This is a genomic window from Pelagibius litoralis, assembly GCF_011683915.1.
GTDB classification, from domain to species: Bacteria; Pseudomonadota; Alphaproteobacteria; order Kiloniellales; family Kiloniellaceae; genus Pelagibius; species Pelagibius litoralis.
On sequence record NZ_JAAQPH010000027.1, the window covers coordinates 37,798 to 59,398 of the forward strand.

The 21,601-nt window shown below is 64.2% G+C and carries 20 protein-coding genes; 15 read left to right on the plus strand and 5 right to left on the minus strand.

Going from position 1 to position 21,601, the window contains the following annotated elements:
• Positions 1-15 precede the first annotated feature (15 nt).
• From argJ to HBA54_RS29785, 3 genes are all read left to right on the plus strand, one after another.
• Complete coding sequence (argJ, locus tag HBA54_RS25000; RefSeq protein WP_205944903.1) at positions 16-1,248, plus strand: bifunctional glutamate N-acetyltransferase/amino-acid acetyltransferase ArgJ; 1,233 nt, start codon at positions 16-18, stop codon at positions 1,246-1,248.
• 64 nt (positions 1,249-1,312) lie between these two features.
• Positions 1,313-1,729, plus strand: coding sequence for an 8-oxo-dGTP diphosphatase MutT (gene mutT / locus HBA54_RS25005; protein WP_322096117.1), 417 nt, complete (start codon positions 1,313-1,315; stop codon positions 1,727-1,729).
• A gap of 196 nt (positions 1,730-1,925) precedes the next feature.
• Positions 1,926-2,201 carry a ribbon-helix-helix domain-containing protein gene (locus HBA54_RS29785; protein ID WP_322096116.1) on the plus strand — a complete coding sequence of 92 codons (276 nt, stop codon included), beginning with the start codon at positions 1,926-1,928 and terminating at the stop codon, positions 2,199-2,201.
• A gap of 9 nt (positions 2,202-2,210) precedes the next feature.
• On the opposite strand, the gene HBA54_RS25015 is transcribed toward HBA54_RS29785, so the two are convergent.
• Positions 2,211-3,206, minus strand: coding sequence for a methyltransferase domain-containing protein (locus tag HBA54_RS25015; protein ID WP_167230230.1), 996 nt, complete (start codon positions 3,204-3,206; stop codon positions 2,211-2,213).
• A 113-nt stretch (positions 3,207-3,319) separates the two neighbouring features.
• Here HBA54_RS25015 and HBA54_RS25020 point away from each other — a divergent pair, with 113 nt between their 5' ends.
• Both HBA54_RS25020 and grxC read left to right on the plus strand, forming a co-directional pair.
• Entirely contained in the window at positions 3,320-4,096 is a 777-nt protein-coding gene (locus HBA54_RS25020) for a ComF family protein (protein WP_167230166.1), read from the plus strand.
• Positions 4,097-4,217: 121 nt separating this feature from the next.
• Positions 4,218-4,481 (plus strand): glutaredoxin 3, encoded by a 264-nt coding sequence (gene grxC / locus HBA54_RS25025; RefSeq protein WP_167230168.1) that lies wholly within the window; start codon positions 4,218-4,220, stop codon positions 4,479-4,481.
• 31 nt (positions 4,482-4,512) lie between these two features.
• On the opposite strand, the gene HBA54_RS25030 is transcribed toward grxC, so the two are convergent.
• On the minus strand, positions 4,513-5,124 hold the full coding sequence (locus HBA54_RS25030; RefSeq protein WP_240932895.1) for a class I SAM-dependent methyltransferase: 612 nt from the start codon (positions 5,122-5,124) through the stop codon (positions 4,513-4,515).
• Positions 5,125-5,233: 109 nt separating this feature from the next.
• Between HBA54_RS25030 and HBA54_RS25035 the strand changes: the two genes are divergently transcribed.
• Entirely contained in the window at positions 5,234-5,656 is a 423-nt protein-coding gene (locus HBA54_RS25035) for a DUF1178 family protein (protein WP_167230169.1), read from the plus strand.
• 26 nt (positions 5,657-5,682) lie between these two features.
• Here HBA54_RS25035 and ubiG read toward each other — a convergent pair whose 3' ends face one another.
• Positions 5,683-6,483 (minus strand): bifunctional 2-polyprenyl-6-hydroxyphenol methylase/3-demethylubiquinol 3-O-methyltransferase UbiG, encoded by an 801-nt coding sequence (gene ubiG, locus HBA54_RS25040; protein WP_167230171.1) that lies wholly within the window; start codon positions 6,481-6,483, stop codon positions 5,683-5,685.
• A gap of 182 nt (positions 6,484-6,665) precedes the next feature.
• Between ubiG and HBA54_RS25045 the strand changes: the two genes are divergently transcribed.
• The 9 genes from HBA54_RS25045 to HBA54_RS25085 all read left to right on the plus strand — a co-directional run bounded on the left by HBA54_RS25045 (position 6,666) and on the right by HBA54_RS25085 (position 18,450).
• Positions 6,666-7,886: an aspartate kinase gene (locus HBA54_RS25045; protein WP_167230173.1), complete on the plus strand. Its 1,221-nt coding sequence runs from the start codon at positions 6,666-6,668 to the stop codon at positions 7,884-7,886.
• 65 nt (positions 7,887-7,951) lie between these two features.
• Positions 7,952-10,231: a phosphoenolpyruvate--protein phosphotransferase gene (gene ptsP, locus HBA54_RS25050; RefSeq protein ID WP_167230175.1), complete on the plus strand. Its 2,280-nt coding sequence runs from the start codon at positions 7,952-7,954 to the stop codon at positions 10,229-10,231.
• Positions 10,232-10,384: 153 nt separating this feature from the next.
• Positions 10,385-11,728, plus strand: a complete 1,344-nt coding sequence (locus HBA54_RS25055) for a helix-turn-helix domain-containing protein (RefSeq protein WP_167230177.1) — start codon at positions 10,385-10,387, stop codon at positions 11,726-11,728.
• 194 nt (positions 11,729-11,922) lie between these two features.
• The gene (gene ispG, locus HBA54_RS25060) at positions 11,923-13,083 is read left to right on the plus strand and encodes a flavodoxin-dependent (E)-4-hydroxy-3-methylbut-2-enyl-diphosphate synthase (RefSeq protein WP_167230180.1); all 1,161 of its coding nucleotides are present in this window, start codon (positions 11,923-11,925) and stop codon (positions 13,081-13,083) included.
• An 18-nt stretch (positions 13,084-13,101) separates the two neighbouring features.
• The gene (gene hisS, locus HBA54_RS25065; protein WP_167230183.1) at positions 13,102-14,358 is read left to right on the plus strand and encodes a histidine--tRNA ligase; all 1,257 of its coding nucleotides are present in this window, start codon (positions 13,102-13,104) and stop codon (positions 14,356-14,358) included.
• A gap of 12 nt (positions 14,359-14,370) precedes the next feature.
• Complete coding sequence (gene hemA / locus HBA54_RS25070) at positions 14,371-15,681, plus strand: glutamyl-tRNA reductase (protein WP_167230186.1); 1,311 nt, start codon at positions 14,371-14,373, stop codon at positions 15,679-15,681.
• Positions 15,678-16,754 (plus strand): peptide chain release factor 1, encoded by a 1,077-nt coding sequence (gene prfA / locus HBA54_RS25075; protein WP_167230189.1) that lies wholly within the window; start codon positions 15,678-15,680, stop codon positions 16,752-16,754. Before hemA ends, prfA begins: the two co-directional genes overlap by 4 nt.
• On the plus strand, positions 16,751-17,656 hold the full coding sequence (prmC, locus tag HBA54_RS25080; protein WP_167230192.1) for a peptide chain release factor N(5)-glutamine methyltransferase: 906 nt from the start codon (positions 16,751-16,753) through the stop codon (positions 17,654-17,656). Before prfA ends, prmC begins: the two co-directional genes overlap by 4 nt.
• Before the next feature lie 182 nt (positions 17,657-17,838).
• Positions 17,839-18,450 (plus strand): DUF4167 domain-containing protein, encoded by a 612-nt coding sequence (locus HBA54_RS25085; protein WP_167230194.1) that lies wholly within the window; start codon positions 17,839-17,841, stop codon positions 18,448-18,450.
• A 50-nt stretch (positions 18,451-18,500) separates the two neighbouring features.
• Here HBA54_RS25085 and HBA54_RS25090 read toward each other — a convergent pair whose 3' ends face one another.
• Both HBA54_RS25090 and HBA54_RS25095 read right to left on the minus strand, forming a co-directional pair.
• Entirely contained in the window at positions 18,501-19,265 is a 765-nt protein-coding gene (locus HBA54_RS25090; RefSeq protein WP_167230196.1) for an MOSC domain-containing protein, read from the minus strand.
• Between the two features lie 434 nt (positions 19,266-19,699).
• Positions 19,700-21,319 (minus strand): BCCT family transporter, encoded by a 1,620-nt coding sequence (locus tag HBA54_RS25095; protein ID WP_240932896.1) that lies wholly within the window; start codon positions 21,317-21,319, stop codon positions 19,700-19,702.
• Positions 21,320-21,601: the final 282 nt, after the last annotated feature.

Below are 21,601 nucleotides of genomic sequence, written 5' to 3' on the forward strand. Positions count from 1 at the left end.
TTGGGAGTCGACGGTTTGGCGTTGAAGCGATCGCCCCTGGCGCCGCGCCGCTTTCCGGCCATGCCGGAAGTGGCCGGTGTCCGCGTGGCAACGGCGGCCTGCGGAATCAAGTACAAGGGCCGCACCGATCTGTGCCTGATAGCCTTTGATGCCGGCAGCACCATTGCCGGTGTCCTGACGCGCTCAAAGACCGCTTCCGCCCCGGTGGAGTGGTGCCGGGCACAGCTGCCGCGCGGACGGGTGCGCGCCATCGTCGTGAACTCGGGCAATGCCAATGCCTTTACCGGCAAGGCGGGCAGCGCCTCGGTGGATCGCATTGTTGCGGCAACCGCCAGGCGGCTCGGCTGTCGCCTCGGCGATGTCTTCGTGGCGTCTACCGGTGTTATCGGTGAAGCCCTGCCCGACGGGTTGGTGGTCGATGGTCTTGCCGGCCTGGCGGATGGACTGCAGCCCGCGCAGTGGAAGGCCGCCGCCGATGCGATCATGACGACCGACACTTTCCCAAAGGGGGCGTCGCGCCTTACCGAGATCGGCGGAAAGCCGGTGACGCTCTGCGGGATTGCCAAGGGATCGGGCATGATCGCGCCCGACATGGCGACCATGCTGGCCTTCGTGGCGACGGATGCGCGGCTGCCCGCCGGGGTTCTGCAAAGCCTTCTGAAGAAAAGCGCCGACCGGAGCTTCAACAGCATCACTGTCGATGGCGACACCTCGACCAGCGATACCCTGATGCTCGCCGCCAGCGGCAAGGCCAAACACCCCAAGATCGAGACGGCCTCGGATTCCCGGCTGGCATCCTTTAAGGCGGCGCTGGACGGGTTGCTCTGCGATCTCGCACAGCAGGTCGTGCGCGACGGCGAGGGCGCCAGCAAATTCGTCACTATCACGGTGACCGGGGCGGCTTCGCCCAACGCGGCGCGGCGCATCGGCCTCGCCATCGGCAACTCGCCCCTGGTGAAAACGGCGATTGCCGGGGAAGACCCCAATTGGGGACGAGTCGTCATGGCGGTCGGCAAGTCCGGAGAGCGGGCGGACCGCGACCGGCTTGCCATCAGGATCGGCGGGGTCGCCGTGGCCGAAGCCGGCGAGGTGGTGCCGGGCTATGACGAAGCGCCGGTTGGCGCACACATGAAGGGCAGCGAGATCGATATTCATGTCGATGTCGGCATCGGCCGGGGCAAAGCCCGGGTCTGGACCTGCGATCTGACCCATGGCTACATTTCCATCAATGCCGACTATCGGAGTTGATGCGGTGTCTGTATCCCAAGGCGGTTCTTCACCGACCGAACAGGCCGGCTGTTGGGGGGCTGAAGTGCGGCAGGGCGCAGCGCAACCCCTGCTGCTGGTCGCAGCCGCAGCTTTGATCGATATCGATGGCCGGGTGCTTCTGGCGCAACGCCCTGAAGGTCGTTCCATGGCGGGCTTGTGGGAGTTTCCCGGCGGTAAAGTCGATACCGGGGAGACCCCGGAGGGCGCCTTGGTGAGAGAACTGCAGGAAGAGCTTGGCATCGACACCCGGCAAAGCTGCCTTGCGCCGATTGCATTTGCTTCGCATGCTTATGAATCGTTTCACCTGCTGATGCCGCTCTATGCCTGCCGAACCTGGCGGGGCGCTGTGCAGCCGCGCGAAGGACAAAGTCTTACCTGGGTCAGGCCGGCCCGCTTGGGCGACTATGAGATGCCGCCGGCGGACGCTCCCCTGGTCGCTGTTTTGCGCGATCTCCTGTAGTCTGTGCATCACAGGCCCGTTGCGGTCGGGACCTTTTCCGCCTTGTGACCCGCACAGTTCTGCGGATTGGTCACAATGGCTACGACATTTCCGGGTAGGTCTCTTGAAAGCTTGCTACTGTTAGTTGTCGGACGTTAAGATTGTCGGGTGAGTTTATTTAGGACTGTTCCATAGAGCGATATTTTTTTGGAGGCTTGTGTCTACTCTTATCAGTCGTAACGTCACGCTCTCGGATAGGCGCACGAGCATCAGGTTGGAGCCGGAGATGTGGGAAGCGCTCAACGAAATCTGCGACCGCGAGACACGTAGCGTTCATGAGATCTGTGCCCAGATCGATCGGGAGAGAACGCAATCTGGACTGACCGCCGGTGTGCGCGTCTTTATCCTCAACTATTTTCGATCTGCCGCTACCGAGGATGGACACGCCATGGTTTCCCACGGCGGTAATTCCAAGGCACCGACTTCCCAATAGATCTCCGTTTTAGGTCTTGGTGTTTTTTTGCTGGTGGCTGCCGGCTGTGCCGGGGTTTTTCATTCCCGAACCGGCCTTTCTCGGATCGGCGGCATCACCTGCCGTCAGCTCCTGACTGTCCAGGGCTTCGGCCAGGCGCGCCGCGGCGCTGCCAGGACGCAGGGCTTTGGGTTGGGACGTATGGGGCCGCCAACCCGTCAGATAGATGATCTCAAAGCTTGCCGGAATACGACCTTCGGCATCGCCATGTCGCTCCCCATAAAGTGCCGCGGCGCGCAGCAGCGTATCGCGGCGTGTCACCGCGCGGCGGCGGTTGCGATCGGCGTTGGTCTCGCCCATGCCTCTGAGGTCCTGCATCAGCGCCAGGGCCGAGGGATAGGTAACGGTGATGCTGTCGACGTCGGCAACGGGTAAGGCGAAACCGGCGCGCTGCAGCAGGGCGCCCATGTCGCGAAGATCGGCGAAGGGCGAGACCCTGGGGCTCGCGCCCCCTTCCATCTCGATTTCGGCCTGCATGAGGGCAGCGCGCAGTTCAGGCAGGCTGTTGCCGCCGATCATGGCGGCCAGCAACAAACCGTCGTGTTTCAATGCCTGTCCGATCTGCAGCAGACAACCCGGCAGATCGTTCACCCAATGCAGGCTGAGCACCGAGAGCACGAGATCGAGGGAGCCTGCCGCAAAGGGCAGGGCCTCTTCATCCGCCGCCAGAGCTGCATGGCCCTTGGCGGCCGCCAGGCGGGCCATCGCCGGAGAAAGATCTGCCTGGATCAGATCGCCGACGGCGCCGCCTTGGACGCGCCGCTGCGACAGGATCTCGGCCACGATGCCGTTGTGGCAGCCCAGATCCAGCGCGCGGGGAAAGACCCGTCTGATATCGTCGAGCCGCTCCAGCAGGCGTTCGCCAACCTCGCGGAACAGGAAGTCGTGTTGGGCGATTCCCTCGGCGGCGCGGTCGCGGTGCAGCCGCAGGCTTTGACGGTCGAAGACTTCCGGCGATTCGGTCATGGCCGCTACTATGGCGTCCCGCGGGTCGTCGCGAAAGGCTGCAGGGAATTGGCGAAGGCGGATTGACCACTGCGGATTGACCATTCCCGGCGGCTCGATCAAGTTCATGAACCATGAATGACGGCGATGAGATCGGCGGCGCCCAGCGACCGGCCGCGTTCGGGAGGCTGGGGCGTTCCTGGCGCGCAGCAGTTGATTTGATTCTGCCGCCGCGCTGCCTCTCCTGTGGCCGTCTGGTGGCCGAGCAGGGCGCGCTTTGCGTTGCCTGCTGGGCGGGTATGACCTTCGTTACCGATCCGCAGTGCAGCCGTTGCGGCCTGCCTTTCGACCACGACCCGGGGGGCGTGATGGCTTGCGGTGCCTGCCTGCGCGCCGAACCGCCTTTTGAACGGGCGCGGGCAGTGCTGCGCTATGACGAGGCAAGCCGGCGGCTGATATTGGGTTTCAAGCATGCCGACCGCACCGAAGCCGTCGGCACCTTCGCGCTTTGGGCGGAGCGCACTGCCGCCGAGCTGATTGCCGACTGCGATATCATCGCCCCGGTGCCGTTGCATTGGCGCCGGCTGTTCAAGCGGCGTTACAACCAGGCGGCCATTCTCTCGGAGGCCCTGGCCCGGCGCAGCGGCCTTCCGGGTGTGCCCGACCTCATGGTCCGGCGCCGGGCGACGCCGAGCCAGGGCCGCCTGACCGCCGAACAGCGCCGCCGCAACGTCGCGGGGGCCTTTGCCGTCAGGCCTGCGCACCTGGATGCCCTGCGTGGCCGGCGGCTGCTTCTTGTGGATGACGTCATGACCACCGGGGCCACGCTGGCCGCCTGTTCGCGCGCCGCCCTTTCCGCCGGCGCGCGGGCGGTCGACGTCGTCGTTCTGGCCCGCGCCCTCAGGGACTGATTCCGCAAAGTCCCCAGGTGCGGATCTGCCTCACGACATCGCGAGGCTCTGGACAACCGCTTCCGGCAACCCCATTTTCGCGAGGGGACGTTTTTTGTGTTTTCTGGGCGGGTCGTTAACCATGACGAAGATTGAAGTCTATTCGAGCATGCTTTGTCCCTTCTGCTATCGGGCCAAGAAGCTGCTTGAGCAGAAGGGTGCACAGTTCACCGAGATCGATGTGATGCTCCATCCGCGGCGTAAGGCGGAGATGGTGGCGCGCAGTGGCGGGCGCACCAGTGTGCCGCAGATCTTCATCGACGACCGGCACGTCGGCGGCTGCGACGATCTCTACGCCCTGGAAGCCGGCAACAAGCTGGAGCCGCTGCTGCAGCCGGCAACCTGACTTTCCGGCTGAATTTCCGATTTAGGGCGCCTCAGACGCGTTTGGCGCAGACCCGTTGAACCGCCGCCGGTTTCGGCAGCGCCACCTCCAGGTCTTCATAGGCCAGGATCCGAAGGTCATTGCGCAGCCAATCCAGCAGTTCGCCCGGCCGCAGCAGGAAATCCGGGTTGCTCGGGCGGCCGAAACGCTCGTTGCCCAGGGCGAAGGTTTCATAGATCAGCAGGCCGCCCGGCGCCAGAGCGCCGAGAAGCGCCGGGAACAGCGGCCGGTACAGGTAGTTGGTGACAACGATTGCATCGAAGGACCGGCGCAGGAAGGTTGGCGTTTCGCCGGTTTCCAGGTCGCATTGCAGAGCTTCCATACGGTCTTGACCGGCCAGCTCGCCAAGACCCGAGATGTCGCGGTCGACCGCCAGAACCTGATGACCGAGGCCGAGCAGCAGGCGGCTGTGGCGGCCGCTGCCGCAGGCCAGATCCAGCACCCGGGCGTTCAACGCCGGGGCCTCCGGTGCGATCATCGGGGCGAAGCGCGCGATCCAGGGCGATGGGTCGGCCCGTCGATGCGATGACCGATCCGCCGATTCCGGGGCCGTTCCGCCGCTGTCGCCGTTGGGCTGTCCCTTTTGACTATCTCCTTGTTTCAAACGATCTCTTTCGCTAAGGCTAGAGTTTAGGTGTTGCTTTTCCATTCCCTGGCGCTGCCGCCTTCGCAGAAGGACCGGCCGCCGGGCGGTCAGCGAGAATTCTGAGAGAATGATTGTCTTCGACCTGAAATGCCGCAAGGCCCATGTTTTTGAAGCCTGGTTCCCCGACAGTGCCAGCTATGGCGAGCAGGTGGCTGCCGGCAAGGTCCTCTGCCCGGTTTGCGGCAGCAAGAAGGTCGAAAAAGCACTGATGGCGCCCAACGTTGCCAAGGGCGAGGCGCGCCAGGTGGCGGTCTCGGACAACAAAAAGGCGGCGGAGGTCCGAAACATGCTGAAGGAAATCCGCCAGCATGTGGAGCAGAACTGCGATTATGTCGGCGAGCAATTCGCCGAGGAGGCCCGCAAGATCCACTACGGTGAGGCGGAGACGCGGGGTATCTACGGCGAAACTTCGGACGAGGAGGCGCAGTCCCTGGAAGACGAGGGCGTCTCGGTTCAGAAAGTGCCCTGGCTGCCGCGCGAGAACTCTTAGGTGTTCGACGTCGATCGGATCATGTTTCAGGCCGGTTTTTCCGCCAACAGCATGTAATTGATATCCAGGTCGCGGGGCGCGAGCCGCCACTGGTCGGTCAAGGGATTGAAGGCGACACCGGTCATCTCGGCAATCTCCATGCCCGCCTGCCTGAGGGCCTTGCCCAGTTCGGAAGGGCGCTGGAAGCGCTGCCACTGATGGGTTCCCCGCGGCAGCCAGCGCAGGACGTATTCGGCACCGACGATGGCCATCAGGAAAGACTTCGGGGTGCGGTTCAAGGTGGCAACGATCATAACCCCGCCGGCGCGCACCAGGGCGGCGCTGGCGCCCAGGAAGCTGTCGACATCGGCAACATGCTCGACGACTTCCATGTTCAGGACCGCATCGAAGGTTTCGCCGGAAGCGGCCAACTCCTCGACGCTGCCGTGGCGGTAGTCGATCTGGAGTTCGGAGGCCTCGGCATGCAGGCTGGCGATGCGGATGTTCTTCTCTGCCGCGTCCAGACCGGTGACCTGGGCGCCAAGCCGGGCCAGGGGCTCGCTCAGCAGGCCGCCGCCGCAGCCGACGTCCAGCAGGCGCAGGCCCTTCAGAGGTAAGCCCTGCTTGGGATCGCGCGAAAAGTGCCGGCAGAGGCGGTCGCGGATGAAACCCAGGCGGACCGGATTAAAGCGGTGAAGCGGCCGGAACTTGCCCTCCGGGTCCCACCAGGCCTCAGCCATGGCGGTGAACTTGGCGATCTCGGCGGGATCGATGCTGGCTGCTTCCACGGTTCTGCCCGGACCGGTGCTTCGGCCATCGGTGCTTCGGGCGTCGGGGCTTGGGTTCATGGCGTTTCCTTGCTGCCGGGCAGGACGGCTGACAATGGCCCGCCCGACCCCCTCGCGCACTTGCGTCAATGAGATGCTAAGAGTATGGATAGCCGCCGTCTTTTGGGCAACCGCCCTGCCTGAAAGATTGCCGGGATACTGTACCGCTTGGAAACCAACACCGTCTGAAGTCAGGGACGTCGATGGCCCGTATCGTGATGAAATTCGGGGGCACTTCGGTTGCCGATCTGGACCGCATCCGCAATGCCGCAATGCGCGTCAAGGCGGAGGTCGATGAGGGTCATGAGGTGGCGGTTGTGGTTTCCGCCATGGCCGGGGTGACCAACAACATGGTCGACCTGGTTCACGACGCGGCGGTCCTGGCGGACCTGCGGGAATACGACGTTATCGTTTCTTCCGGTGAGCAGGTGACGGCCGGCCTCCTGGCGATCGTGCTTCAGGATCTCGGTGTTTCCGCCCGCTCCTGGTTGGGCTGGCAGATCCCGATCCGCTGCGACGATGCCCATGGCAGCGCAAGGATCGAGGAGATAGCGGTCGACGAGATGGAACGCCGCTTTGCCGAGGGACAGGTGGCCGTTGTCGCCGGTTTTCAGGGGGTCGACGCGCAGGGGCGGATCGCCACCCTGGGGCGTGGCGGCTCGGACACCTCGGCTGTCGCACTGGCTGCGTCGCTCGATGCCCAGCGTTGTGATATCTATACAGATGTGGACGGGGTCTATACCACCGATCCGCGCATCGTTGCGAAGGCCCGCAAGCTCGATAAGATTACCTACGAGGAAATGCTGGAAATGGCCTCCCAGGGGGCCAAGGTGCTGCAGACCCGCTCGGTTGAAATGGCGATGAAGCACCATGTGCGCATCCAGGTCCGCTCCAGCTTTGCGGACAGCCCTGGGACCCTAGTTGTCGACGAGGAAGAGATCGTGGAACAAGCCGTTGTCAGCGGTATCGCCTATAGCCGCGATGAAGCAAAAATCACGCTGTTGCGGGTTTTGGATCATCCGGGTATTGCCGCCAATATTTTTGGCCCCCTGGCCGATGCCTCCATCAATGTGGACATGATCGTTCAGAACATCTCGGCGGAGACCGACCGTACCGATCTCACCTTTACGGTCAGCAAGTCGGATCTGGAACGGGCCGAGGAAGTGTTGCGCCGCAGCCAGGGCGAACTGGGCTTCGACCAGTTGCTGGCGGATCCCAATGTCGTGAAGGTCTCGGTGATCGGCGTGGGCATGCGCAGCCATGCGGGCGTTGCCCAGCAGATGTTCAAGGCGCTGGCCGATCGCGGCATCAACATTCAGGTGATTTCGACCTCCGAGATCAAGGTCTCGGTGCTGATTGCCGAGGAGTACACCGAACTGGCGTTGCGCGGCCTGCACACCGCCTATGGTCTGGATACGGCCTAAGTGGTGCGGCGCGGCGGCGCAGAGACATCTCTACAGCGGCAGCTAAAGCGGCGCGGCCTCCGGACATGACCGCGCCATCCGAGACGAATCACGCCTGGGCCGGGTCGCGGCGCCTGCTGCGCCTGCTGCGCGACCTGATGAAGGCCGGCGGCTCCAGCCAGGAACGGCTGGACAAGGTCGTTGAGCTGATCGCCCAGCATATCGTCGCCGAGGTCTGCTCGATCTATGCCATGCGCGGCGGCGAAGTGCTGGAGCTGTTTGCCAGCAAGGGCCTGAAACCGGCGGCGGTGCACAAGACCCGGCTGCAGGTAAACGAAGGCCTGGTGGGACTGATCGCCGCCCAGGCCCGGCCCGTCGCCCTGGCCGATGCCCAAAGCCATCCGAATTTCGCCTACCGGCCGGAAACCGGTGAAGAGGTCTATCACTCCCTGATGGGTGTGCCGATCATGCGCAGCGGGCGGGTGCTGGGCGTTTTGGTCGTGCAGAACCGCACCCAGCGCAGCTACGGCGAAGAGGAGGTCGAGGCGCTGGAGACGGTGGCCATGGTGATGGCCGAATTGCTGAGCGGCGACAGCATGCTCGACCGCGCCGCCGGCGGCCAGGGCGGCGGCAGCGATCTGATGCCGGCGCGGCTTGGCGGCATAACGTTGAATCAGGGCCTTGCCATCGGAGTCGCGGTGCCGCACCACCGGGGCATCGTTATCTCCCAGGTGGTCAGCGAAAACCCGGAGGCCGACCGTGAGCGCCTTGATACGGCCATGGGGGCAATGCGCAGCGCCCTGGACGCGATGCTGGCACGCCAGGAGGTGGCGCGGGCCGGCGAACACCGCGAGGTCCTGGAAACCTATCGCATGTTCGCCGACGACCGCGGCTGGCTGAAGCGCATGCACGACGCCGTGCGCGGCGGCCTGACGGCTGAGGCCTCTGTGCAGAAAGTACAGAATGAAACCCGTGCCAGAATGTCGGCCATCAAAGATCCCTATCTCAGGGCACGGCTGGCCGATCTGGACGATCTGGGCAATCGCCTGCTGCATCACCTGCTGGGGCTCGATGAGAAGAAGCGCGAGGATCTGCCGGAGGACATGGTGCTGGTGGCCCACGACCTGGGCCCGGCAGAACTGCTCGACTATGACCAGAAACGCCTGAGGGCGGTGGTTCTGGAGCAGGGGGCGCCGACCGCGCATGTGGCGATTGTCGCCCGCGCCCTGCAAATTCCCATGATCGGGCGCTGCGACGGCATTACCACCCAGGTGGGCGATGGCGAGAACATTATCGTCGACGGCGAGACCGGACAGGTCCTGCTGCGGCCCAGCACCTCGGTTCGGGCCGGGTTCCAGGAAAGTATCGCCCATAAGGAGCGTCAGCAGGCAGCCTTTCGTGCGGTGCGCGATCTGCCCGCGGTCACCCTGGACGGTCAAGATGTGACGCTGCTGATCAATGCAGGGTTGATGATCGATCTGACGCACCTGAAAGACGCCGGGGCGGAGGGCATCGGCCTTTATCGCACCGAGGTTCCCTTCATGATTCGCGATTCTTTTCCGGGTGTCCAAACCCAGGCGGATATCTACAGCAGGATCCTGGATCATGCGGGGTCGAAGCCGGTCGTCTTCCGGACCTTGGACGTCGGCGGCGACAAGCTGCTGCCTTACTGGCGCGGCGGCCATGAGGATAACCCGGCAATGGGATGGCGGGCGATCCGCATCGGCCTGGACCGGCCGGCGCTGCTGCGCCAGCAGCTGCGCGCACTGCTGCGGGCGGCGGCCGGGCGCAGTCTTTCCGTCATGTTCCCGATGATCAGCGAAGTGGCGGAGTTCGAAGCGGCCAAGACCTTGTTGCAGCGCGAGGTCGAGCGGGAAAAATCCCTGGGCGGCAGCCTGCCGACGGAAATCAAGGTCGGTGCCATGCTGGAGGTGCCGGCCCTTGCCCTGCAACTGCCGCAGCTTCTGCCGCGCTGCGATTTCCTGTCGCTTGGCAGCAACGACCTTGTCCAGTTCCTTTTCGCCGCGGATCGCGGGAATCCGCGCCTGGCAAGGCGCTACGACACCTTGTCGCCGGCCGTACTGACACTTGTGCGCGACGTCGCACGCCGCTGTGACGAGCATGGGGTTCCCCTGACGGTCTGCGGAGAGATGGCCGGCCAACCCCTGGAGGCCTTGGCGCTTCTGGCCTGCGGCGTGCGGCGGCTTTCCATGGCCCCGGGTTTTGTCGGTCCGGTCAAAACCATGATCCGCAGCCTGGAACTCGCCAGCCTGACCGCCACAATCAATCAATTATTAACTTTACCCGATCACAGTATCCGCGAACAGTTAAGGTCCTATGCGCTTGAGCGGAACATCTCCATCTAACGCGTTGCTGTGTCGAAGATAATATTGTTAACCTGTCGGGATTGTGGTGCCGGTCAGTCAGGCTTTTACGGGCGGTCCAACAGAGGACGGTTCCCGGAAGTTTGAACCAGCAGGGAAGACCACCATCCCGTTTGCAGAATCTGGTGAGAACCTGTGGCCCAAACAGCCAAGAAAAGCGCCCCTAAGCGCGTCGACCGCGACCCGGTCCCCGAGATCGCCATTGCCCAGGAGTTGGAAGGCGAGAAGGTTGCTGACACCCTGATCCGGGCGCGCCAGCAGTATGGCCAGGACCTACGTTCGATCGCGCAGGTCCTCTGCATCCGCTATTCCTATCTCGATGCGATTGAGCGGGCCAACTACGAGAGTCTTCCCGGTCCCACCTATGCCGTGGGTTTTGTGCGGACCTACGCCGAATTCCTGGGCCTTGACGGCGATGCCATCGTCGAGCGGTTCAAGAACGAGGTTCAAGGCCTGGACGGCCAGCCCAAGCTGCATTTTCCGACCCCGGCGCCCGAAGGCAAGATGCCGGGCGGGGCGGTTTTCCTGGTTGCGGCGCTGCTTTTTGCCGCCGCCTATGGCGTCTGGTTCTACCTCTCCAACAAGGGCGAGACGATCGCCGATCTGGTTTCGCCGGTCCCCGAGCGGCTGCAGGAACTGGTGGAGGATGCGCCGCCGGAAACGCTGAGCGAAACGCCGCCCGCCGCAGCCGAAAGCCCCGTCGTTGCGGCCGCAACCCCAGAGAGCACGGTGCCTGAGAGTGCCGTGCCCGAGAACGCCCAGCCAGAGAATGCCACGCCAGAGAGTGCTGCCGAGGCGATACAGCCGCCGGCTTCCGGGCTCGCGCCGGAGACGCCCTCTGAGGCATCGGATCAGACGGTAACGGCGGAATCCTCTGCAGCCTCGTCCTCGACGCCGTCTGCTGCCGAGCCGACCGGGCAGGTGGTTGACGCTGATGGCGAGCCCCGCTTCGGCGCGCCGCTTGTTGAAATAGTGCCGGACGCCGAAACCCCGTCCGCTGCGGCGCCTGAACGCCCGGGGACCGACGGGACAGCGGCGACACCGTCGCAACCGGCCCCGGTACAGCCGGAGCCGGTTGTCACGTTGCCGCAGCCTGAGACGCCGGCAAATGCCGATCAGTCCGCCTATGCGATCCCCGCTGCCCCTGCCAACGATCAGGCCAGCAGCTTTCTGGTAAACCAGGAGCCGCAGGTTTACGGCGGCGACAATACCGATGCCCGGGTTGTGCTGAAGGCCAATCAGGATGCCTGGGTACAGGTCCGCGACCGCGAGGGGACGTTGCTGCTGACCCGGGTGTTGAGGGTTGGCGACAGCTACCGTGTGCCGAATCAGGAAGATCTCACCCTTCTGACCGGTAATGCCGGCGGTCTGGAGATCCTGGTGGACGGCAACACCCTGGCGCCCTTGGGCCCGGTGGGGGCGGTGCGCCGCAATATACCGCTTGATCCCGAGCAATTGCTGAGCGGCGGCGCTCAGTAGCCCCGACGGCGGAGGCCCTGCGCCTCGCAGCCGCCGGTCCCTGTTCCCGATACCCAGCCAGCCTTGAAGTTTCTGCGGTTTCGGCGCATCTTGCGCCCGATAGCGCGCCCTTGCCAGGCAAGGGCGCGCTGCGACACCCAGCGGCGCGCGCTTTTCCTGCGCCCCGCGACCAGGATGGCGGCAGGAAGGATCGTATGAGCGTAAGGCCCTATCGGGACATCTACCGACGCAAATCCCGCCAGATCCATGTCGGGTCGGTGCCGGTCGGCGGCGATGCGCCGATCACCGTGCAGTCGATGACCAATACATTGACCACCGATGTCGAGGCGACGATTGCCCAGGTCCGCGCCCTGGAGGTTGCGGGTGCCGACATCGTGCGGATCTCCTGCCCCGACAAGGAATCGACCGAGGCGCTGAAGAAGATCGTGCCCGAGGTTACGGTGCCGATCGTTGCCGATATCCATTTCCACTATCGCCGGGGCATCGAAGCGGCCGAGGCCGGCGCGGCCTGCCTGCGGATCAATCCCGGCAATATCGGTTCGCGCGACCGGGTGCGCGAAGTCGTCAAGGCGGCGCGCGACAACAACTGCTCGATGCGCATCGGCGTCAATGCCGGCTCGCTGGAACGCGAACTGCTGGAGAAGTACGGCGAGCCCTGTCCGGAAGCGATGGTGGAGTCGGCGCTGAACCATGCGCGCATGCTCGAGGACGAGGATTTCTTCGAGTTCAAGATTTCCTGCAAGGCCTCCGATGTGTTTCTGGCCGTGGCGGCCTATAGCGCGCTTGCGGAGGCTTGCGACTACCCGCTGCATCTGGGGGTGACCGAAGCCGGCGGGCTGCAGAGCGGAACGATCAAGTCGTCGATCGGTATCGGCAATCTGCTCTGGGCCGGAATCGGCGACACGATCCGCGTTTCCCTGTCGGCCGATCCGGTGGAGGAGATAAAGGTCGGTTTCGATATTCTGAAGTCGCTGGGCCTGCGTCACCGTGGCGTCAATGTCATTTCCTGCCCGTCCTGCGCCCGGCAGCAGTTCGAGGTGATCAAGACCGTCGAGGTTCTGGAAAAGCGCCTGGCCCATATCACCACGCCGCTCACCGTCTCGGTCATCGGCTGCGTGGTCAACGGCCCGGGTGAGGCCTTGATGACCGACGTGGGCTTCACCGGCGGCGGGCGCGGCACCCATCAGGTCTATATCAACGGCTTGCCCGATCATCGCCTGAAGGATGAAGACATCGTCGATCACCTGGTGGAGATGGTTGAGCGCAAGGCGGCTGAGATAGAGGCTGCCGAAGCGGCGGAAGAAGACGCTGAGAGTGCCAACGAGAACCGCGCTGCAGCCGCAGCGGCTTCTTAGCCCCTCCCGGAGACAATTTTGAGCAGCCTGCAGCCCGTAAGGGGCACCCACGATCTTTTGCCTGAGGCCATGCGCCGCCACCGCGCGGTGGTGGAGACGGCGCGCCTGATTGCGCAGCGCTACGGCTTTCAGGAGATGGCGACGCCGATCTTCGAATTCACCGAAGTCTTCAAACGTACCCTAGGCGATGCCTCCGACATCGTCACCAAGGAGATGTACACCTTCGTTGCCGGCGGGCGCGCCGACGAGAAAGACAGCCTCACGCTGCGGCCCGAGAATACCGCGGGGGTGGCCCGCGCCTTCATCTCCGGCGGCCTGGCCCAGCAGGTTCCGGTGAAGGCCTTTTACGCGGGGCCGATGTTCCGCCACGAACGCCCGCAGAAAGGCCGCCAGCGCCAGTTCCACCAGATCGGTGTGGAGCTGATCGGCGTGCCCCAGCCGCAGGCGGACATCGAAGTAATTGCCTGCGGTGCGCACATCCTGGAAGAGCTGGGCCTGAGCGATGCCGTGGTGCTGGAGCTGAACACCCTCGGCGACCCGGCCAGCCGCAGCGCCTATCGGGCGGCGTTGGTTGATTACTTCTCAGGCCACATCGACAGCCTTTCCGAGGATAGCCGCAACCGGCTGGAAAGGAACCCTCTGCGGATTCTCGATTCCAAGGACGAGGGGGATCAGCGTCTGGTCGTCGAGGCACCGCTGTTCGGCGACTATCTCAATCCCGAGAGTGTGGATTTCTTCGCTGCGGTGCGCGAGGGGCTGGATAGTCTGGGTATCGCCTATCGCCTCAATCCGCGGCTGGTGCGCGGCCTGGATTATTACAGCCACACGGCGTTTGAGTTCACCACCGATCGTCTGGGCGCTCAGTCCGCGGTGATGGCCGGCGGGCGCTACGATGGCCTGATCAAGACCATGGGCGGTCCGCCGACCCCCGGTGTCGGCTGGGCCGCGGGCATCGAGCGGCTGGCCATGCTGAGCGAGCGTGAAGAGCCGGCCCCCCGCCCCATCGTGGTGGTGCCGGTCAGCGAGGCCGTGGCGACGACGGCCCTGAAGCTGACTCAGCAGTTGCGCCATGACGGGTTTTCGGTGGAACTTGGCTACTCTGGAAACCTGAAAAGGCGGCTGCAGCGGGCCAACAAGCTGAACGCACGCGCCGCCTTGCTGTTGGGCGAGGATGAGCTGGCATCGCAAAGCACCACACTGCGCGATCTCGATTCCGGGGAGCAGGAGCTGGTCTCGCTCAGTTCTTTGACCGAGCGCCTCTCCCGCCTCGCTTAGCGAGGCCCGGTGATGTCGGACGATGAAACGACCACAGGCCAGGCGGAGTCTGAAATCCTTGAACGGTTGACCCTGGTCGGGGTCAACCACCGCAGTTTGAATACGGATCTGCGCGAGCGATTGTTCGATCAGGAACCCGACCTGACGCTTCTCCTGGCGGCTTTGCGCCATGCGGACTGGGAAGAGGGGCTGGTCGTTGCGACCTGTGAGCGCCTGGAGTTTGCGGTGATTGCCAAGCCGGGCCAGGCCGTTGCCGCGGAGCTCTTGCAACGTCTTGCCGGGGCGGCCCGCCTGGCACCGACCGAGCTGGTCGGCCAGAGCTACTGCCACAGCGGTCCCCAGGCGCTGCGTCATCTCTTCGCGGTGGCGGCCTCGCTTGACAGCCTCGTGGTCGGCGAACCGCAGATCCTTGGCCAGATGAAACAGTGCTACCGCGCGGCGGCCGGCGCCGGCCTGGCGGGCCCGCGGTTGGATGCGACGATGCAGGCAGCTTTTGCCGCGGCCAAGAGGGTGCGCAGCGAAACGCCGATCGGGCAGCAGGCCAGTTCGATGAACCTGGTGGCGACCCAGGTCGCAGAAGACCTGCATGGCCGCTTCGACGGCCTGCGGCTGCTCTGGCTGGGCCTGGGCGAGATGGGGGAGATGCTTTGCGCCGATTTCATTGCTGCCGGGGTCGGCCAACTGCTGGTGACCCATGGTTCGAGCCTGCGGGCGGAAGCCGCTGCGCGGCGCCTGAAGTGCAACTTTGCACCCTGGGATGACCTCGACCACCACCTGGCGGAGGCCGACATCGTTGTCTCCGATTCCAGCTCCGGACGCTTCACGCTGGAGACTGCCCAGATGGAGGCGGCCTTGAGGCATCGGCGGCGCCGCCCGGTTCTGCTGATCGATGCCGGCGTGCCCTCGGATATCGACCCGGCGATCGCGACGCTGGAAGGCGCCTTTGTTTACGACCTGGACGATCTGGAGCGGTTGGCCAAAGCGAAGTCCGGGGGACGGGCGGCTGCCAACGTCATGGCCTGGTCGGTCTTGGAGGAGGAGTTGGACCGCTTCCAGCGGGCCCAGGCGGGGCGCAACGCCGCGCCTTCGGTGGTGGCTCTGCGCCAGCACTTCGAGGCGACGCGCCGGGCGGTGCTTGAGGGCGGCAGGCTGGATGCCGAGGAGGCCACGCGGCTGTTGGTCAACAAGCTGCTCCACGACCCCTCCGAGGCCCTGCGCCGGACTGCTGCGGCAGATCGGCGGGCCGGCGAAACCTTGGAAGCCAGCCTGCGCCGGCTATTCGGTCTGACGCCGGATGCGGAAGAGAGTGAGGAAGAAAAGTGAATCTCGACGAGAGCCTGAACCGCGTCGTCAGCCGCTACGATGAACTGCAGAACCTGGTGGCGACCCATCCCAACCCGGGCTCGCCCGAGCATACGGCGATGTTGAAGGAGTTCTCCGACCTGACGCCGGTGGTCGAGGGAATCGCAGCCCTGCGCTCCGCACAGAATGAGATGGCCGACCTGGCGGAACTGATTGCCGACCCCGAGTCCGACAGTGAGATGCGGGCGATGGCGGAGCAGGAGTTCCACGACCTGAAAGCCTGCCTGCCGGAACTGGAGCAGGATCTGAAGATCCTGCTTCTGCCCAAGGACGAGGCCGATGCGCGCAACGTGATTCTGGAAGTGCGCGCGGGAACGGGCGGCGACGAAGCGGCGCTCTTTGCGGCCGACCTGATGCGCATGTATCAGCGCTATGCCGAACAGCAGGGTTGGCGTTTTGAGTTGATCGACACCTCAGAGAACGAGTTGGGCGGTTACAAGGAAGCCAGCGCCTCGATTACCGGCAGCGGCGTCTTCGCCCAGTTGAAGTTCGAATCCGGCGCTCATCGGGTGCAGCGCGTGCCGGTGACGGAATCCGGCGGGCGCATCCATACCTCGGCGGCGACGGTGGCCGTCCTGCCGGAAGCTGAGGACGTCGATGTTCACGTCGAGGAAAAGGACCTGCGGGTCGACACCTACCGGTCCCAGGGGGCCGGCGGCCAGCATGTGAACACCACCGATTCCGCCGTGCGCATCACCCATCTGCCGAGCGGCGTGGTGGTGCAGTGCCAGGATGAGAAATCGCAGCACAAGAACCGCGCCAAGGCGATGAAGGTTCTGCGCGCGCGGCTCTATGAGGTGCAACGTCAGCAGCAGGATGCCGAGCGCGCGGCCGACCGGCGCAGCCAGGTCGGCAGCGGCGATCGCTCGGAGCGCATCCGGACTTACAATTTTCCGCAGGGGCGGGTGACCGACCATCGGATCAACCTGACGCTCTACAAATTGGAGCGGGTTTTGACGGGTGAGGGCCTGGACGAATTGATCGGCCCGCTTACCGCCGCCGACCAAGCCGCCAAGCTGGCCGAGCTTCAGTGAGCGCGTCGGCGGCAGTCACCCTTGAACAGGCGGTGGCCACCGCAACTTCGCGCCTCGCAGAAGCCGGTATCGAAGCGCCGCGCCGCGACGCACGGCTGCTGGTATGCAGCCTTCTGGGGGGTGGGCCGGAGCTGCTGCTCGCCAGACCCGAGCGCCCCCTCGACGCTGCCGAGACGGCGGGGATCGCTGCGGCGGTGGAACGCCGTGCGCGGCGCGAACCGATATCGCGCATTCTCGGTCGGCGGGAGTTCTGGAGCCTGGAGTTCCAGCTGGGCCCAGAGACCCTGGATCCCCGGCCGGACAGCGAAACCCTGGTCGAGGCGGTGCTGGACTTCATTCCCAGGCGCGATGCAGAGCTTCGGATTCTCGATCTCGGCTGCGGTTCGGGCTGTCTGCTGCTGGCGTTGCTGAGCGAACTGCCTGTGGCGCAGGGGCTCGGTATCGATCTGGCCCCCGGCGCCGTTGCGGCCTCGGCGGAGAATGCCCGGCGCTTGGGTCTGGGGTCGCGCGCCGAATTCGTGCAGGGGTCGTGGCAGGACGGCCTACAGGGTGTCTGGAACATCGTCGTCAGCAACCCGCCTTACATTCCAACGGCTGAGATTGCCGGGCTGGCGCCGGAGGTGGCGGCCTACGACCCGCCGCTTGCCTTGGACGGGGGAACGGACGGTCTTGCCGCCTATCGCAGTCTGATTCCGGCCGCCGCGGCGGTTTTACACGGCGAGGGTCTGCTCGCCCTGGAGGTTGGGGCCGGACAGTCGGCAGCGGTCCGTGGGCTCCTGGAAGAGGCCGGATTCCCGACAATCCGGGTTGCGCGTGACCTTTCCGGGATCGAACGTTGCGTTCTTGCCACGCAAGCGCGCAAAAGTCGCGCTTCTGCGCAGGAATTGGCGGATGTACGGTAAAAAAACAGTTGGAAAGCCGCGCAAAGGCCTCTACCTTGTTGGAGCCGAGCCAAGGGGCTCCAAGCGTCTCGGGAGACGCATCACCACCCCAAATTACTTGTGTGTGGTTTACCGCTTGCGGAACCTTTCCGTGGTGGTATCGAGGAGCGCGAGCGGCTAATTATCCATTCTGAAGCAAGCGAATGATGAGACAAGGTTCCAACAATAATGGTGGACGTCGGCCTCGTGGCCGAACAAATCGCAAGCCGCATAGTGGCGGGCCGTCCAGACCCAACAACTATGACAGCAACGGGCCTGACGGCAGGGTCCGGGGTAACGCCAGACAGGTTTACGAAAAATACCTGAACCTGGCGCGCGATGCCCAATCGGCCGGAGACCGGGTCGCGGCCGAGGCCTATTTCCAGTACGCCGAGCACTACTTCCGAATTCTGAGCGATTCGACGGATCCGCAACGTCCGGAGCGGCGTCCGGAGAATCGCCCCGCTGAAGGCTCCGGCGAAGCCGCTGAAGGTGAAGCGGCCGTTCAGGTGAATGGCGGCGGGGCGCAGTCTGCCCAACAGCCGGCCCCTGTAGCCGAAGAACCGGCCGAGGCCGTCGGCCATGGCGCAGAGCCTGAAGCGTTGCTGCAGCCGGCACCGGTTGCCGAATCCGTCGACAGCAAGCCCGCAGCGCCGAAGCGCCGGGGACGGCCGCGCAAGCCGCGGCCGGTCGATCAGGAAGCAAAGGGCGGTAAGGGCGAAGCTTCTACAGAAGCGGCCCCTTCAGAATCTGAGCCGGATCCGGCGACTCCCTGATCTGAATTTAAAGTCAGGGGCTTAAGGACCGGTCGTCAGATCGCCGGCCTTCAGGTAAATGGCAGGTTTTCGGCAGCTTTACCGGCGAGGGTAAGGCTGTCCCCGACGCGGATCGTGCCCTTGGCGGTCACCTCCGCATAGACACCCATGTCCATATGCCCGAAGCCTTTGCGCAAGGTGAGCGGGATGTTCATGTCCCGTTGAGCGGTATCCGGGTTCACATTGGTGGCGGCACAGCGCTGCGTGCGCTCGGTTATCTTCATCCGCGTCTCGCCGATGATGACTTCCTTGCCAAGCCAGGCGAACTCTTCCCAGGCGGCGAGGCCGTCGATCACGATATTGCCGCGAAACCGCCGGGGATCGACCGGGGTTCGGGCCACGCGCTCGAAATCGCGGATGCTGGCCAGACTGATGATGGAAACCGCTTCCGGCAGTGCCTCCGGCCGCGCTTCGCCGACAGCTTCCTGAAAAGACGGGGTGCCGCGGGCCGATCCCGACAGGAAGCCTGCGAAAAACTGGTTCAACAGCATCTGCCCCGTCTGGTCGCAGGGGTTCGCGCTGACGACCTGACGGCCCTGGCGCTGGACCGTCAGATGCGGCGCTTCGGCGTCATAGGTGACGGAAAGCTGCGCAAGCTTCTCTTCGCCGGTGAGCTGAAAGAAACCGCGCTTGGCCCCGGTGGTCAGGCCGTAGGACAGGGTGAAACGGCGATCCTCCGGCAGCCCGGCGCCGGGGGTCAAGGCAGCAGATTCCAGGGATTCGGCGTTCAGGCCCTTCACCGGAAAGCGATAGATCTGCTGGATGCGGGCGGTCATCTCACGTCTTTCGATAATGTTGCAGTGCAACTAGGTGCCTTCGCGCCGCTGGAGTCAAGTCGCCGGGGTGAAGCCATCGCCTCGCTCATGGACGGAAGAGAATCTGCAATTGATAATGAGTTGCAATCTCATAAAGGGACCGCTATCTTCCCCTCGTGCTCTTCGCTGCCGATTCGGCGGGTTCCGGGGGGCGGGTCGTCGCTCCTGGAGTCGATGGCCCGGTCCCAAGGTACGCAGGGTCCCCGTGGCGGGGTTTGCATTGATCTCTCCTGATCCTACTTTTGGGCAATGACCCGCCCCTGCCAGCCGAAAGGCCCGGCAGGGGCCCCTTTTTCTGCCCGACATTCACCCGACAAAAAAGAGCCCCGCACGATGGCGGGGCTCCAGGGTTTCAGCAGGAACGGCGGTGCAGGCCGCCGGCTCTACGAAGGGTTTCAGGTCTGGCGGACAGCTGCCGCCGCCGTCATTGCCTTGCGCTCCTTGACCAGTCCGATGAAAAGGCTGACGCACATCACCAACAGCACGACGGTGAAGGGAAAGCCCGTCGACACCGCCATGGCCTGCAACGCGGTCAGGGCACCGGCACCGCCGACCAGCAGCAAGGTCGCGGCGACCAGGCCCTCGAAGGTGCACCAGAAAACACGCTGGGAAACCGGTGCATCGGTTTTACCGCCGGCCGTGATGGTGTCGATGACCAGCGATCCGGAGTCCGACGAGGTGACGAAGAAGACGATCACCAGGACGATGCCGAGAAACGAGGTGATGCTGGCCAGCGGCAGGTTCTTCAGCATTTCGAAGAGCTTCAGCTCCAGCGCTGCGCCTTGTACTGCGGCAGCCGGATCGGCAATGACCTGTTCGATGGCGGTGCCGCCGAAGGCGCCCATCCAGACGATGCTGACCAGGGTCGGCACGAAGATCACGCAGGTCACGAACTCCCGCACTGTGCGGCCACGCGACACGCGGGCGATGAACATACCGACGAAGGGCGACCAGGAAATCCACCAGGCCCAGTAGAACGCCGTCCAGCCCTGCGAGAAGTTGGCGTCCTCGCGGCCGAAGGGATTGGACAGCGGCACAATCTCTTTCGCGTAGGCGAGGCCGCCGGAGACAACGCTGTCGAAGATCGCCGTCGTCGGCCCGACGATAATGATGAAGGCCATCAGCAGCGCGGCCAGTCCGATGTTGATTTCCGACAACACCTTCACGCCGCCGTCCAGGCCGCGCAGGACCGATATCAGGGCGGCGGCGGTGATCGCTGCAATCAGGACGACCCTGGCACCGTTGCCGGTCGGCGTATCGAAGAGGAAGTTGAGCCCGGCCAGCGCCTGCTCGGTACCGAAGCCCAGCGAGGTGGCGAGGCCGAAAAGCGTGGCGAAGACCGCCAGGGTATCGATGATGTGCCCGGTCCAGCCCCATACGGCCTTGCCGAAGATCGGATAGAAGGCCGAGCGCAGGGTCAGCGGCAGATTGTGGTTATAGGCGAAGAAGGCCAGCGCCAGCGCGACCACGGCGTAGATCGCCCAGGGGTGCAGTGCCCAGTGAAAAATAGTCGCGGCCATGCCGAGGTTGCGCGCCGCTTCGACGTCGCCGGCAGCGCCGCCCAAGGGGGCCCAGTCGCTGCGCAGGCCGCCCTCCAGCGAGATGCCGCCCATGGCCGAATCGTAGTGCGACATTGGCTCCGACACGCCGAAGAACATCAGGCCGATGCCCATGCCGGCGGCGAACAGCATCGCGAACCAACCGAGGTAGGAGTAGTCCGGCTTCGCGTCGACGCCGCCCAGGCGCACGCTGCCCAGGGGGGTGACGATGAGCATCAGACAGAAGACAACGAAGATGTTGCCGGCGAGCAGGAAGAACCAGTCGAAGGTGGAGGTCAGAAAAGGCCTCAACCAATTGAAGAACCCGGTCGCTTCCTGTTGGAACGCCAGAGTGACCAGAACGAAGGCGACGATTGAAAGCCCGGAGATGAGAAAGACCGGGTTGTGAATGTCCAGTCCGAAAGGCGTGATGTTATCCTGGCCGACTTTATAGTCGGCTGCATCGGGATTGCTCATGCTGTCCCCCATTTGAGTCGAAATACTCTCGAACGGAGTTTCCCGGACTCCGTAGTAAGAGTGATCGCTGTTCAGCAGCTGTACTTTCAGCGGCTCAATTGTTTCCGCCGACCGGTGTTGCTTTTTCTAATGCCGCGGATCAACAACGATACTTATTTTCGACTTCGCTAAATTGTCTGAAACAGTAGCGCCTATTGTCAATTTGCGACGCCGCTATTGCGTCTTAATGGGACGGGCGGGCACTCGGTGGCGCCCCGGATTAACCTCCGCGCTGCAGCGTCT